Genomic DNA, 13894 nt, shown 5'->3' on the forward strand with positions numbered 1-13894 from the left:
GCTAACCGTGCCCACCCGGCTGGGCAGAGGCAAGTCTTTTAATAACGGCGACCTGTTCCAATGAGTCGTTCTTGAGTGCCGTGAATTGGGCCTGCACTGCTGCATCCGGCCTGGGCCCCTGCTTTCCCATGATGACTGCCACGCGACACATTTTCCGATTGTCATCGAGATAACGCAGGATGGCTGCCCGTAGTGCAATTCGTGGCGAATCGTCTGGTAGGCGGGCATTGTCGACGGAGGTATACAGCGTTTCCCATTGTGGGACGACTTCCAGCATGACTTTGTTGGCGACCGCCTCTCTTTCGCTTTGCGTATGGACAGGTATACGCATGAGCGCGACCATGTCGTTCATCGCCTTGACCCCGGCGGGGCCAAGAGTCTGTTCCAGTCTCGTGAATTGAATCTCTTTCCGTACAGACTCACTGGTACGCGCGAACAGGTAAGCCGAAGCGACCAATGCAGCAAGGGCCAACGCACAGGAAAACAAGGCGCTTTCAAGCGCTACTTTTGTGCGAGCCGGCTCGTTGAGCGGCCTTGCCAGCGTCAAGCCGAGTAAAGCACCACCAACCAACCCGCCAAGATGCGCGCCGTTGTCGATGCCGTGGTGCGTAAAGCCGTAGAACAGGTTGTACGCGATAAGCACCAATATCGAGACGCGTTGCTGCAGAGCAATCGACGTCGGCAATTCGTGGCGGAACTTCAGCACGAACGCCAACAACCCACCGAACACCCCGAAAATCGCGCCCGACGCACCAGCGCTGTTGATCATCGGATGCCACAGCACACTGGCCATGCTGCCAGTCACGCCGGCAAACAGGTACAACACCAGGAATCGCCCGCAACCGTACAGACGCTCCGCCAGTCGACCGATCTGGTACAGCGTGAGCATATTGAGCATCAGGTGGACCAGACCGAAATGGACGAACACCGATGTGACCAGACGCCACCATTCACCACTCAGGGTTTCAGGACCGAAGTTGGTGCCCCATTTGATGGTCATTGGAAGGTTCTGCGCCATGACACCGACACCACCCACGCACATCGCCAGGTAAACCAGCACGTTTACCGCGATCAGCCCGTAGGTGACCCAAGTAGTCGGTGTCAAGGCAAGGATCCGCTCGGAATAGCTGGACAGCGCTATTTGCTCCGCCTCATGGGCAGGCGTTGCTTGCCCGGGGAGCCATTCGAGGAATTTTCGGCTTCATCACGGCTGGAAGCAATCAATACGACACGTTGAATGCCGTCAAGCGCATGGATGTCGAAATAGACATACTTTCCTCTGATGATCCTGACATCAAAGATCTGGCTACGCGGGATGACCCGCTTCATCTCGATGGGACGCTGAAACAGCTTACGACTCGATTTGATGAGCGCTACATTCTCATCGGTGACGCAAAGCTCTCCTTTCCTGAGCATCGAGCGCAGCCCCGTGCCGCGCTGTCCCCGCCGCGGCAGGACATTGAACCGGACCCTGGATGTTCCTATTGGTTCACCACCCGCGACATCCGAGAGCTCCGGGGTGCCGGCGAGGGTTGCCATCGTTGGCTCGATCCGCTCCATTTCCTTACCTTCTCACACAGGTTGTAAGCGCCGGAGATGATCACAGTCACCGCCGGCACATGGGTCTTCAAACACGTTTCCCGACGACTTATTGCGGTGCGGCAAAAGGCTATCACTGCCTCCCCATCCATTCCTAATGAAACTCGTGGACTGATCTTCAGGGACGCTCTCAATTACCCCCCTGCGGTTGCAGCCGGTGCAATACCGGCCTATGTTCCAAGCGATACATTTTATCTGCAACCCACTGCCCTGACCCGCTGTCCATCCAATACGAACTGCCCGTAACGAGGTGACGACATGCCGAACAACTCCCGCCCCGCCGTGCTCGAACTGATCGGCAATACGCCGCTGGTGCGCGTCAGCCGTTTCGATACAGGCCCGTGCACGTTGTTCCTCAAGCTTGAATGCCAGAACCCCGGCGGTTCGATCAAGGATCGCATCGGCCTGGCGATGATCGATGCCGCCGAGCGCGATGGGCGCCTGCGACCCGGCGCGACTATTGTCGAAGCCACCGCCGGCAACACCGGCCTGGGCCTGGCGCTGGTGGGCCGGGCCAAGGGCTACCGGGTGGTGCTGGTGGTGCCCGACAAGATGTCCTCCGAAAAGGTCCTGCACCTCAAGGCCATGGGTGCCGAGGTGCATATCACCCGCTCCGATGTCGGCAAGGGCCATCCCGAGTACTACCAGGACGTCGCCGCACGCCTGGCGCGGGATATTCCCGACGCGTTCTTCGCCGATCAGTTCAACAACCCGGCCAACCCGCTGGCCCATGAGACCAGCACAGCGCCAGAGATCTGGGCGCAGACCCAGCACGACGTGGATGCCATCGTCGTCGGCGTCGGTTCGGCTGGCACCCTGACCGGGCTGACCCGTTTCTTTCAACGGGTGCAACCGGACCTGGAGATGGTGCTGGCCGACCCGCTCGGTTCGGTGGTCGCCGAATACAGCCGCAACGGCACCATCGGTACGGCCGGCTCCTGGGCGGTGGAAGGCATCGGCGAAGACTTCATCCCGTCGATTGCCGACCTGTCCAGCGTACGCAAGGCCTACTCGATCAGCGACGAAGAAAGCTTCGACCATGCCCGCCAGCTACTGCGCGCCGAAGGCATTCTCGGCGGTTCTTCGACCGGGACCTTGCTGGCCGCGGCGCTGCGCTACTGCCGCGAGCAAACCGAACCCAAGCGGGTCGTCACCTTCGTCTGCGATACCGGTACCCGTTACCTGTCCAAGGTCTACAACGACCAGTGGATGAACGACCAGGGCCTGCTGCAGTACAAGCACTACGGCGACCTGCGCGACCTGATCGCGCGGCGCTTCGAGGATGGCCGGGTGATCAGCGTGGGGCCGGACGACACCCTGCTCACCGCCTTCCAGCGCATGCGCCTGGCGGACGTGTCGCAACTGCCGGTGCTGGTGGACGGCCAGCGGCTGGTGGGGGTGATCGACGAGTCCGATATCCTGCTGGGCATGCACGACGACGCGACGCACTTTCGCCTGAGCGTGGCCAGCGTCATGACCGACAAACTGCAAACCCTGCCCCCCACGGCGAGCCTGGCTGAACTCCAGGCCGAGCTGGATCGCGGGCTGGTGGCAATCATCGCCGACGCCTCGGGCTTTCACGGCCTGATTACCCGCGTCGACCTGCTCAATCACTTACGGAGATCCCTCGCATGAGTCAACACGACAAGTCCGCAGCCCCCCGCGCCTTCTCCACCCGTGTCATTCATGCCGGGCAGTCGCCGGACCCGAGCACCGGGGCGCTGATGCCGCCGATCTACGCCAACTCCACCTACCTGCAAGAGAGCCCCGGCGTGCACAAGGGCTTCGACTACGGGCGCTCTCACAACCCGACGCGCTTTGCCCTGGAGCGCTGCGTGGCGGACCTCGAAGGCGGGACCCGGGCCTTTGCCTTTGCCTCCGGACTGGCGGCGATTTCCACCGTGCTCGAATTGCTCGACGCCGGCGCCCACGTGGTCTCCGGCAATGACCTGTACGGCGGCACCTTCCGCCTGTTCGACAAGGTGCGCCAGCGCAGTGCCGGACATCGCTTCAGCTACGTCGACCTGACCGACCTCAGCGCCTTCGAAGCGGCGCTGCAGGACGATACGCGAATGGTCTGGGTCGAGACCCCGAGCAATCCCCTGCTGAGCCTCACCGACCTCGCCGCGGTCGCCCGCCTCTGCCGCGACCGCGGCATCCTCTGTGTCGCCGACAACACCTTTGCCAGCCCCTGGATCCAGCGCCCGCTGGAGCTGGGCTTCGACATCGTGGTGCACTCGACGACCAAATACCTCAACGGCCACTCCGACGTGATCGGCGGCATTGCGGTGGTCGGGCAAGACGCCGAACTCGCCGAGCGCCTGGGCTTTCTGCAAAACTCGGTGGGTGCCATTGCCGGGCCATTTGATGCGTTCCTCACCCTGCGCGGCGTGAAGACCCTGGCGCTGCGCATGGAGCGCCATTGCAGCAATGCCCTGGAACTGGCGACCTGGCTGGAGCGTCAACCGCAGGTCGCGCGCGTCTACTATCCGGGCCTGCCGTCACACCCGCAGCACGAACTGGCGCGCCGACAGATGCGCGGCTTCGGCGGGATGATTTCGGTGGATCTGAAAAGCGACCTGGCCGGTACCAAGCGCTTCCTGGAAAATGTGCGGATCTTCGCCTTGGCCGAGAGCCTGGGCGGCGTGGAAAGCCTGATCGAACACCCGGCGATCATGACCCATGCCAGCATCCCCGCGCAGACCCGCGCGCAACTCGGCATCGGCGATGGACTGGTGCGCCTGTCGGTGGGCATCGAGGATGTCGAAGACCTGCGCACGGACCTGGCGCAGGCATTGGCGCGGATCTGAACCAAGGATCGAAGGCCGTCTTTCAGGCAAGGCGGCTTTCGACCAATCACGATAATAGAGAGCGAATCCACGAGTACTGGAAAGTTTTGGGCTCTGATTGATGCTGTCGCCTTCTATAACTTCCAAATCCGAGATTTGAACAATAGGTGCAAATAGCGGCCTCGTCGATTTGATCAGGGTTTATACCCTCGGCCATCAAAAGAAAGATGCAATACTTGGAAAGGCTTAACCAGGCTTCTCCATGGGTGGCAACAGCAGAGTTCGCATTATGGGCTGGCCGACTGGAAAACCATGGGGGCTGCTGGCCAGCCCACAGCGCTCCGTGAATAGACTCTATGTCACGGATCATCTGCAGCTGCACCTCATAGCAGCATTCCATGATGCAGGGACCCAGGGCGACCCTCAAACTGCTCTTATCAACTCCAGCCAGGGAAAAAGCACTGAAAACGTTCTTTATAATGCCCGTGGACAAGCCTTTCCAACCGGCATGAATCGCTGCGACAAAAGGAGTGGTAGTAGAACTCACCAGAACCGGGAGACAGTCCGCAGTCATGACTGCAATGGGTCTCGAGGACTTTGTAAAGACCGCATCGGCGGCGATCTTTCCCGTCTCATCGTTGATGCCAGCCTCAACCACCTTGTTGGAGTGTGTTTGGTGCAGGTACAGCGCATTGGCCGGTAAACGGTCTTGCACCGTAGTACCAAAGCCGTGCTCAACATGAGTGATAGCCGATAATTTTTCAGAAAAATACACGAAGCATCACCTTGATGTAATAAATCTATACGCGTCCATTTCGTACATCTGTCTTGAGGTGCGCGCCAAGTAACTCATACATGTAGAGCAAATGCACTTCCCACGCAAGATCTGGGGCAAGACTCATGCCCGAAGAGGAGCCAGACCGCCGTACACTCCCGATCGCAGCGGATGATCCGCTCGCCAAAGCGCGGGCAATCAAATTATTGGGCGAGATTGGATTCGATGCGGTTGATGCTGGTAGCCTTGATGAGATCCCGCGTGACGCAAACCCTTACCGCGTCCCCCATCCGCAGTCGACGATAACAACATGATCGAAGTAACCGAAGTTTCCATTGCCCAGCTGCGCGCCGCGCTCGAATCCGGCCAGACCACGGCGGTCGAGCTGGTCCAGGCCTATCTCGCCAGGATCGATGCCTACGACGGCCCCGATACACCCACTGCCCTCAACGCGGTAGTCGTTCGCAACCCCGAGGCACTCCAGGAAGCGCAAGCCTCCGATGCCCGCCGGGCCAAGGGCGAGACACTGGGGCCACTCGATGGCATTCCCTATACGGCCAAGGACAGTTATCTGGTCAAGGGGCTCACCGCCGCCTCCGGCAGCCCCGCCTTCGCCAAGCTGATCGCTTATCGCGATGCGTTCACCATCGAACGGCTGCGTGCCGCCGGTGCCATCTGCCTGGGCAAGACCAATATGCCGCCCATGGCCAACGGCGGCATGCAGCGCGGGGTCTACGGCCGGGCGGAAAGCCCGTACAACGCCGCCTACCTCACCGCGCCCTTTGCCTCCGGTTCATCGAACGGCGCGGGGACGGCAACCGCTGCCAGTTTCGCGGCCTTCGGCCTCGCGGAAGAAACCTGGTCGAGCGGACGCGGGCCGGCCTCGAACAATGGCTTGTGTGCCTACACCCCTTCCCGTGGCGTGATCTCGGTACGCGGCAACTGGCCGTTGACCCCGACCATGGACGTTGTCGTGCCCTATGCCAGGACCATGGCCGACCTGCTCGAAGTGCTCGACGTGGTGGTGGCGGAAGATCCCGATACCCGTGGCGATCTGTGGCGGATGCAACCCTGGGTGCCGATTCCGAGCGTGACCTCGGTGCGTCCCGCGTCCTATGCCGCGTTGGCCGCCAGTAGCGATGCACTCGCCGGCAAGCGCTTCGGTGTGCCGCGCATGTTCATCAACGCCGACCCCGAAGCCGGCACCAGCGAAGCACCTGGGATCGGTGGTCCGACCGGGCAGCGAATCAACACCCGTGCTTCCGTGATCGATCTCTGGGAAGCCGCGCGCAAGGCGCTCGAAGCGGCGGGTGCCGAGGTGGTCGAGGTCGACTTCCCGCTGGTCTCCAATTGCGAAGGCGATCGCCCGGGTACGCCGACGGTGTTTACCCGTGGCCTGGTGTCCAAGGAGTTCCTGCATCATGAGTTGTGGGACCTGTCGGCCTGGGCGTTCGATGATTTCCTGCGGGCCAACGGCGATCCCGCGTTGAACCGCCTGGTGGATGTGGACGGACCGAAGATTTTCCCGCACGACCCGGGCACCCTGCCCAACCGCGAAGGCGATCTGGCCGCCGGCATGGACGAGTACGTGCGGATGGCCGAGCGTGGCATTACCCCGTGGAACGAGATCAGCACCGTGCCGGACGGATTGCGCGGGCTCGAACAGACCCGCCGCATCGACCTTGAGGAGTGGATGGATCGCCTGGGGCTCGACGCGGTGCTCTTCCCGACGGTGGCCGACGTCGGCCCGGCGGATGCCGATGTCAATCCGCAGTCGGCGGATATCGCCTGGAGCAACGGCATCTGGGTCGCCAACGGCAACCTCGCCATCCGCCACCTGGGTGTGCCCACGGTCACGGTGCCGATGGGCGTCATGGCGGATATCGGCATGCCTGTCGGCCTGACCTTTGCCGGTCGTGCGTATGACGATTCAGCGCTGCTTCACCTGGCTTCGGCGTTTGAGTCGACTGGGGCGAAGCGCTTGATACCGCCGCGCACTCCGGCATTGGTGGCAGGCAAATAAATAGCCGCCAGGGTGGGATTGGGGCCATACAGGCTTGTCATCCTTGCCAAGGATGGCAAGTCGGTCACACTCAAGCCCTCCGCGTGGCGCAATAGGCCACAATGAGCTGAGTGACGGCGACCACAATCGCCCGATCCGCTTCAGGAGAGGTAAACAATCGAAATTGCACCTCCGGCAAATCCGGCAACCCTTGTTCCCCCCCAAGCACCACCAGTCCTTGTCCCAGTTGGCTGAGTGTCATGGGCGCTACCGCGAATCCCGCAAGCGCCGCCGCCCGCAATCCAGCAGCGCTGCTGCATAACATCACCGTGCGGTGGGCGATCCCCGCCTGAGCCAGACTCGTCAGCGCTACCTCGCGATAAGGGCACGGCTCGGGGAACAGGGCCAGCGGCAACGGCGTCGGTAACTGGGTGACGGCTTGCGCCGACCACGCCCATACCAGCGGCTCTTGCCACAGCAGCAGCCCCGCCTCGCTGGTTTCGCATAGAGAACCGATAACCAACTCCAGATGACCTTGCTTCATCAGGTGCAGCAACGTGCCAGGAATGCCCACCTGCACGTCGATCTCCATGCCCGGGTACTGCGCCGCGAAATCCTGAAAAGTGCGCAGTAACCGCGACTCGACAAAATCCTCGGACACGCCGATCCGCAGCCGTCCGTGAAACGGCGTGCGCGTCAGTTCTGCCCAGGCATCACGGTTCAGCACAAGGATCATGCGCGCATAAGAGACCAAGCGTTCGCCATCGGGAGTCAGTTGCTGGGAGCGGGTGGTGCGGGTCAACAGGGGTTTACCAATCTGCTCTTCCAATCGCCGCACGTGGCCACTGACAGCAGATTGAGTGAGGTGCAGCTTCTGAGCTGCACGGCTGAAACCTTCTTCATCGACGACAGCGACAAATGTCTTGAGCAACTGGGTATCGAACATAGTTTTATACGTGATCAATTCTGTATGAATTTACGATTTATATTTCAAATTAAACTATGTTGCAATGCTCTCACCAACCAGTCGCCCATCACTCGAGGCCTGTCATGACCACTCTTCTCCATATTGAATGTTCTCCACGCAAGCAGCGTTCGGCTTCCCTGGAAGTCGCGCGCAGCTTCATCACGCGCTATGAAGAAAACACTCCAGACAGCGAAATCATCACTCTCGACCTTTGGAGCATGGTTTTGCCGGAATTCGATGAACTGGCAATGGAGGCCAAATACGCCGGACTCAATGGCACACCCTTGACCCCCGCACAAGAAGACACCTGGAACACCTTGAAAGACTTGGCAAGTCACCTGCACCGCGCGGATGTGCTGGTGATGTCGGTACCGCTGTGGAATTTCAGTATCCCGTACAAACTCAAGCACTTCATCGACCTGGTATCACAGAAAGATATCCTGTTCAGCTTTGACGCGGAGCGTGGCCTGGAAGGCATGCTGCTCAACAAAACCGCTGTGGTGATGTACGCCCGTGGCCTGGATTATTCGGCACAGTCGATCACGCCGGCAACGCGCTTCGACTTTCAGAAGCCCTATGTTGAAGCCTGGCTGAAATTTGTCGGCGTGACGAATGTGCACTCGGTGATTGTGGAGAAAACCATCTTGGGGGAAGACGTTGATCTCGGCGCGCGTGAGGCCGCGACTCAGCAGGCCAGGAAATTGGCCGATAGCATTTGTCGTTGACTCTTCAGGGGGGCCCAGGCTGGGATTTCGCAGCCACTGGCAGGTCACAAGCGTTGTGCCTGCCAAGGACTCTCCTATAGAGATTCGGGGTTCAGGCCGCGTTGACGCTTAACGGACATGCGCTTCAAAAAACTCAAGCGCCCTTTCGTTAAGCTGTTTGTGAACGGCAACGCGGTCGAATCCCTTGGCATCGACGCAGAGTTCCGGCGCCTCCTGCTTCAACGGCGCGGGACACGGGGCGAGAAAGGCAAAATGCGCGGCGTCGGGAACAAGGTGGAACTGCGGTTTCTGGGGCAGTGCGTTGGCGAGTGCGGGAAGGGTTTCAGGTAGCACACCATCGCCGCCAAACTGCGAAGCCCAAATCTGAATCGGTGCTTTCACATTCGTCAGGTTGACTGGGCTGGGAAACGCGTTGAACGGATCCGCCAAGACAAAGGCCTTGATCCGTGCATCACGGGTCAACGGCTGGGTGGGGACCTCTTTGTTGCGCAGTTGTTGGCAAATGGGCAGTGCCAGATCCGGACAAGGGATATTGGCGTTGAGGAAGTCCGGGTTACCGCCGGCCAGTACGAGACCTGTGTAGCCACCGCGTGAAAACCCAAAGAATCCTATCCGTTGCGGATCGATCCTGGCGGCGTCCGGTGCGGCGCCCAGCATGTAATCGATCAAGCGCTTGATATCGGTCGGACGTTCAACGAATGCGGAAAGATCGTCCGCGTGGCCCATATCGGAAAAGGTATCCCCCGGATGGTTGATAGCCGCCACGATGAAGCCAGCATCGGCCAGTGTTTCGGCAAGGTCATGATGGCCAAGGAAAGAGCCACCGTGACCATGGGAAATCACCACCAGGGGGCGTTTGTCACCCACGGTCGGACAATCGCGCCGCCCCATCAAAACAAAGGGCCCTATCGGCACTTCCTGTGCAGCCTCAGCGCAGGGTGTCCACATAATGGCCTTCAAGGCCGGACCGTTGGCATCGGATGGAATCTGAACCATCTTTATTCCGGCTGCCTGCGCCGTCACCGCAGACAAGCAGAGCGATACCGCCAAGGTAAGTTTTCTTAGGTAGTTTCCATAAGCGAACATTTTGTTTTTTCCTTCCCTGAATGCCGGCCTGCCAAGGACTAGGCAAGCCTCTCCCACATCTGAACCAGCCCCACCAAATGGACGACACCAAAACCTATACAAACTAGCGAACTGATCACAACGAACCGGTTACTGCGTCCAGTGTCGGCCAGCATAAAGGCGCCCACCAAGCCACGCAGCAGGTAGATCACGGTAATAGCGCACAACGCTGGGCGCAGCAGCGGCAATGGGTCAATCACGGTAGCCCCCGCCAAAGCATAGGCCGCCCAAACCAGCAGGACCAACGCGATGAGGCTGGTCACCACGGCCGGGAAAACTTTTCCCTCCTCCGCCGCGCGGGCGAAGCGCTCGCCCGCACCGAAAAGTCGGTACCACGCGGCCCCCACAAGGATGACGCCGAAATGTAGCGCAGCCGCCAGTGCATTGAGCACTGCCGCGACCATCAGTGCCAGATTGTATTCATCAGCCATGAATCATTCCCCTCTCCTTAAGATACTACGCAAGCCTCCCCCACATCTGAACCAGCCCCACCAAATGGGTGACGCCATAACCTATATAAGCGACTGAAGTGATCACGACGAACCGGTTGCTTCGTCCACTGCCGGCCAGCATAAAGGCCCCCGCCAAGCCACGCAGCAGGTAGATCACGGTAATAGCGCACAACGCTGGGCGCAGCAGCGGCAAGGGGCTGATCACGCCAGCCCCCGCCAGGGCATAGGCCACCCCGACCAGCAGGACCAGGGCAATAGCGCTCGTCACCACGGCCGGGAAAGCTCTTCCGACCTCGGCCGCGCGGGCGAAACGCTCCCTCGCACCGAAAAGCCGATACCACGTCGGCCCCACAAGGATAGTGCCGATATGGTGCACCGCCGCCAGTGCATTGAGTGCTGCAGCGATCATAAACGCCAGATTGTATTCAGTAGCCATGAATGATTCCTTCCTGGTGTTCGCTCTGCATCCTGTGCATCGCGAATCGTACCGCTAGCCGGAGAGAGACGGATCTTCACCCATGGTCGCTGTATGGCGCGCCTTTATGCAATCTGTGTCTAACATTCTTCTCCTGGCCGCCCTAGCATCAACCGCTCCGTTCAGGTGCATACGATGAAAGAGATTCCCGGCGACATCGATTTTTCAGGCTTGGCGGTCCGTCGACTAGGGCCGGATGACCTCGAGATCATCTGCTTGCACCGCGAAGCGATGTTCCTTGAGGCGGGAGGAGATCCGGCGGAGTTACGGGTGATGACCGAACACTTCCGGCCCTGGCTGCACCAGCGCTTATCCGATGGCCGCTACTACGGTTTTGCGCTGATGGACAGAGGTCAGCCTGTGGCTGCGATAGGTCTGATGAATATCGACTGGCCACCTCATCCGTCCCATCCGACCTTGGACCAGCGCGGCTATGTGCTAAACGTTTTCGTCGAACCCGCTTACCGGCGCCGGGGCCTGGCTTCAGCCCTGATGAAGTTGGCTGAAGCCGAGTTTGCCCAGCGAGGAATGAGCTTTGCCGTGCTACACGCGACCAAGGCCGGCAAACCGGTGTATGAAGGGCTGGGCTGGGCGGCGACTTCTGAAATGGCGAAAACCCTTTCGTGATTTGACTTCCTGTCTCAAGAGACTGAATGGGAACGAATGGCTATCGGTTGAAACGTTCGGCCAAGCTGTGCAGGTACTCGGCCATGCGTTCAAGGTCCTGACTGATCTCGGCGCCTTGCTTGGCCTGCCCGGCGCTGTGATCGCACAATTGTGCAATGCGCGTGATCTGTTGATTGATATCTTCAGCCACGTGGCTTTGCTCTTCCGATGCCGAAGCCATCTGCTGGCTCATTCCCATGATCCGGCTGACGGCCTCACTGATGCCGACAAGCGCCGACTGAACCGCCTCGACACTCTGCACACTGTCGCGGGAAATCTGCTCCCCCCTGTTCGCCGTCGATACCGCACGCTCGGTACCGGTCTGCAGCGAAGCGATGATTCCATGGATCTGCTCGGTTGACGTCCGTGTACGTTGCGCCAGAGAGCGCACCTCGTCGGCGACCACCGCAAAGCCCCGCCCCTGCTCACCCGCCCGGGCGGCTTCAATGGCGGCATTGAGCGCCAGCAAGTTGGTCTGTTCGGCAATGGCGGTGATGACATCCACCACGCTGCCTATCGATTGGGTCTCGGTCGCCAGCGCATTGACGGCCTGGCCGATTTCACTGACGGCCTGGCTCATGTTTCCCATGGCCGCCAGGCTCTGCTGAGCCAGATCACTGCCCTGCCGAGCCAACTGGTCAGCTTCGGACGCGGCATGCGCGGTGCTCTGTACATTCTGCGTGACCTCCTGAATCGTTGCGGCCATCTGCGAAATCGCGGTGGCTGACTGATCGGTTTCGCTGCGCTGACGGTCGAGCGACTGCGCTTGCGAACCGGACAGTTCGGATGACTGCGCCGCCCTGTCCTTGACATTGACTCCGGCATCGACCAGTCGGGTCAGCGCCGTCTGCAAGCGCGCTTCCTCACTGAGCATGGCCATGTCCAGTTGTCCCTGGGCGCCGAGATTGTCGCTATAGGTGAGCGCCACCAATGGGCTGGTAAACGCTTTCGGATGCTCGGCCAGGGTGCGCTCGATGATTCTACGTTGATGCCGGTCCATCAAGTACCCGGCAGCCAGGAGGCTTGCCAGCAGAATCGCCAGAGCTGCGGATTGTGGCAGCCAGAGAGAACCCACTACGGATAGCCCCGCCGCCATCAGCAATGGCCAGCCGAATTGAAGTGGCTGAAGAATGCGCGTACTCAACGCAACCGCCGCCTTGCCGGCCCGTAGCCGCGCATAGAGTGCCGTGGCTCGGCGAATCTGGTCGCGGCTCGGCAACGAGCGAACCGATTCATAACCACTGAGGCGACCGTCTTCATAGATGGCCGTGACATAGGCGCTGACCCAATAGAAATCGCCATTCTTCGAGCGATTCTTGACGACGCCCATCCAGGGCTTGCCTTGCTTGATGGTCTCCCACATGTGGCCGAATACCGCCGGCGGCATATCCGGGTGGCGAACCAGGTTATGGGGCTGACCAATCAGCTCCTCATGGGTGAACCCGCTGATGGCTACAAATGCGTCGTTGCAGTAGGTGATACGGCTGTCGAGATCGGTCGTGGAGATCAACCGTTGCTCGCTGGGGAACGTTCTTTCGTGCTCGGTAACAGGCAGATTCATACGCATACAAGGCAATCCATGTCCGGATTTTTATCGGGTTTAATGCACCAGATTGGAGCAATATCATAGAGCCATCATCTGAGGATTTATAAGGCATTACAATTAGGGGAGCCCCTCATACGACTAAGGGGATGGCCTGTTTGTATCTAGGGGGGCTGTCGTCGACTAGACTCCTCGCATCGGCCCCAATCGTGGAGTCCTCCGATGATCAGCAAGAACACGATTTGTCTCTGGTACGACGGCACCGCCCTGGAGGCCGCGACGTTTTACGCCGAGACCTTCCCGGGCAGCGCGGTGAGCGCTGTCCACCGTGCACCTGGCGACTACCCTGCGGGCAAGCAAGGCGATGTCCTGACCGTCGAGTTCACGGTGCTCGGCCTCCCTTGTCTCGGCCTGAACGGTGGGCCGGCGTTCAAGCATAACGAGGCGTTCTCATTCCAGGTGGCAACCGACGACCAGGCTGAAACGGACCGCTTGTGGAATGCGATTGTCGGCAACGGCGGCCAGGAAAGCGCCTGCGGCTGGTGCAAGGACAAGTGGGGACTGTCGTGGCAGATCACGCCACGAGCCTTGACGGCCGCGGTCGCCAGTCCTGATCGAGCGGCGGCCAAGCGTGCATTCGATGCCATGATGGGCATGAGAAAGATCGACATCGCGGCGATCGAAGCGGCGCTGAAGGGTTAACCCGCGTGGTTTGGGGCCGGGCGTTTGGATAGGGAGGCAATCCGAACTATGCTGAACGCTCATGCCCCGCCTGG

The 13894-nt window shown here is 60.2% G+C and carries 13 protein-coding genes and 2 pseudogenes; 6 read left to right on the forward strand and 9 right to left on the reverse strand.

Features of this window, described 5'->3' with window-relative positions; genetic code table 11:
* Nucleotide 1: 1 nt before the first annotated feature.
* Nucleotides 2–1105 (reverse strand): rhomboid family intramembrane serine protease, encoded by a 1104-nt coding sequence (locus UCMB321_RS29485; protein ID WP_052451161.1) that lies wholly within the window; start codon nt 1103–1105, stop codon nt 2–4.
* A 32-nt stretch (nt 1106–1137) separates the two neighbouring features.
* Nucleotides 1138–1560: a hypothetical protein gene (locus UCMB321_RS12435; protein ID WP_040067065.1), complete on the reverse strand. Its 423-nt coding sequence runs from the start codon at nt 1558–1560 to the stop codon at nt 1138–1140.
* Between the two features lie 297 nt (nt 1561–1857).
* Between UCMB321_RS12435 and UCMB321_RS12440 the strand changes: the two genes are divergently transcribed.
* Complete coding sequence (locus UCMB321_RS12440) at nt 1858–3234, forward strand: pyridoxal-phosphate dependent enzyme (protein ID WP_040067068.1); 1377 nt, start codon at nt 1858–1860, stop codon at nt 3232–3234.
* On the forward strand, nt 3231–4409 hold the full coding sequence (locus tag UCMB321_RS12445; protein WP_040067071.1) for a cystathionine gamma-synthase: 1179 nt from the start codon (nt 3231–3233) through the stop codon (nt 4407–4409). Before UCMB321_RS12440 ends, UCMB321_RS12445 begins: the two co-directional genes overlap by 4 nt.
* A gap of 46 nt (nt 4410–4455) precedes the next feature.
* On the opposite strand, the gene UCMB321_RS12450 is transcribed toward UCMB321_RS12445, so the two are convergent.
* On the reverse strand, nt 4456–5163 hold the full coding sequence (locus UCMB321_RS12450) for a purine nucleoside phosphorylase YfiH/LACC1 family protein (RefSeq protein ID WP_052451162.1): 708 nt from the start codon (nt 5161–5163) through the stop codon (nt 4456–4458).
* Between the two features lie 310 nt (nt 5164–5473).
* Here UCMB321_RS12450 and UCMB321_RS12455 point away from each other — a divergent pair, with 310 nt between their 5' ends.
* The gene (locus tag UCMB321_RS12455; RefSeq protein WP_040067074.1) at nt 5474–7186 is read left to right on the forward strand and encodes an amidase; all 1713 of its coding nucleotides are present in this window, start codon (nt 5474–5476) and stop codon (nt 7184–7186) included.
* Nucleotides 7187–7256: 70 nt separating this feature from the next.
* On the opposite strand, the gene UCMB321_RS12460 is transcribed toward UCMB321_RS12455, so the two are convergent.
* Nucleotides 7257–8111 carry a LysR family transcriptional regulator gene (locus UCMB321_RS12460; RefSeq protein WP_040067076.1) on the reverse strand — a complete coding sequence of 285 codons (855 nt, stop codon included), beginning with the start codon at nt 8109–8111 and terminating at the stop codon, nt 7257–7259.
* Between the two features lie 104 nt (nt 8112–8215).
* On the opposite strand from UCMB321_RS12460, the gene UCMB321_RS12465 reads away from it, so the two are divergent.
* Nucleotides 8216–8857 carry an FMN-dependent NADH-azoreductase gene (locus tag UCMB321_RS12465; RefSeq protein WP_040067078.1) on the forward strand — a complete coding sequence of 214 codons (642 nt, stop codon included), beginning with the start codon at nt 8216–8218 and terminating at the stop codon, nt 8855–8857.
* Nucleotides 8858–8965: 108 nt separating this feature from the next.
* Here the strand turns inward: UCMB321_RS12465 and UCMB321_RS12470 are convergent, their stop codons facing one another.
* The 3 genes from UCMB321_RS12470 to UCMB321_RS12480 are packed head-to-tail and all read right to left on the reverse strand — an operon-like array spanning nt 8966 to nt 10870.
* Complete coding sequence (locus UCMB321_RS12470; RefSeq protein WP_052451163.1) at nt 8966–9943, reverse strand: alpha/beta hydrolase family protein; 978 nt, start codon at nt 9941–9943, stop codon at nt 8966–8968.
* A 38-nt stretch (nt 9944–9981) separates the two neighbouring features.
* A complete protein-coding gene (locus UCMB321_RS12475) occupies nt 9982–10413 on the reverse strand; it encodes a hypothetical protein (protein WP_040067079.1) in 432 nt (143 codons plus the stop codon).
* A 25-nt stretch (nt 10414–10438) separates the two neighbouring features.
* Entirely contained in the window at nt 10439–10870 is a 432-nt protein-coding gene (locus tag UCMB321_RS12480; protein WP_040067080.1) for a hypothetical protein, read from the reverse strand.
* A gap of 174 nt (nt 10871–11044) precedes the next feature.
* Here UCMB321_RS12480 and UCMB321_RS12485 point away from each other — a divergent pair, with 174 nt between their 5' ends.
* The gene (locus UCMB321_RS12485; protein ID WP_040067081.1) at nt 11045–11536 is read left to right on the forward strand and encodes a GNAT family N-acetyltransferase; all 492 of its coding nucleotides are present in this window, start codon (nt 11045–11047) and stop codon (nt 11534–11536) included.
* Between the two features lie 40 nt (nt 11537–11576).
* Here the strand turns inward: UCMB321_RS12485 and UCMB321_RS31740 are convergent.
* Both UCMB321_RS31740 and UCMB321_RS31745 read right to left on the reverse strand, forming a co-directional pair.
* Nucleotides 11577–12551 (reverse strand): annotated as a pseudogene (locus UCMB321_RS31740) (methyl-accepting chemotaxis protein); the annotation flags it as partial.
* 312 nt (nt 12552–12863) lie between these two features.
* A pseudogene (locus tag UCMB321_RS31745) lies at nt 12864–13142 on the reverse strand (PAS domain-containing protein); the annotation flags it as partial.
* A 198-nt stretch (nt 13143–13340) separates the two neighbouring features.
* Between UCMB321_RS31745 and UCMB321_RS12495 the strand changes: the two are divergent.
* Nucleotides 13341–13820, forward strand: a complete 480-nt coding sequence (locus tag UCMB321_RS12495; RefSeq protein ID WP_040067085.1) for a VOC family protein — start codon at nt 13341–13343, stop codon at nt 13818–13820.
* Nucleotides 13821–13894 lie beyond the last annotated feature (74 nt).

The sequence above is a fragment of the Pseudomonas batumici genome, from assembly GCF_000820515.1.
GTDB classification, from domain to species: domain Bacteria; phylum Pseudomonadota; class Gammaproteobacteria; order Pseudomonadales; family Pseudomonadaceae; genus Aquipseudomonas; species Aquipseudomonas batumici.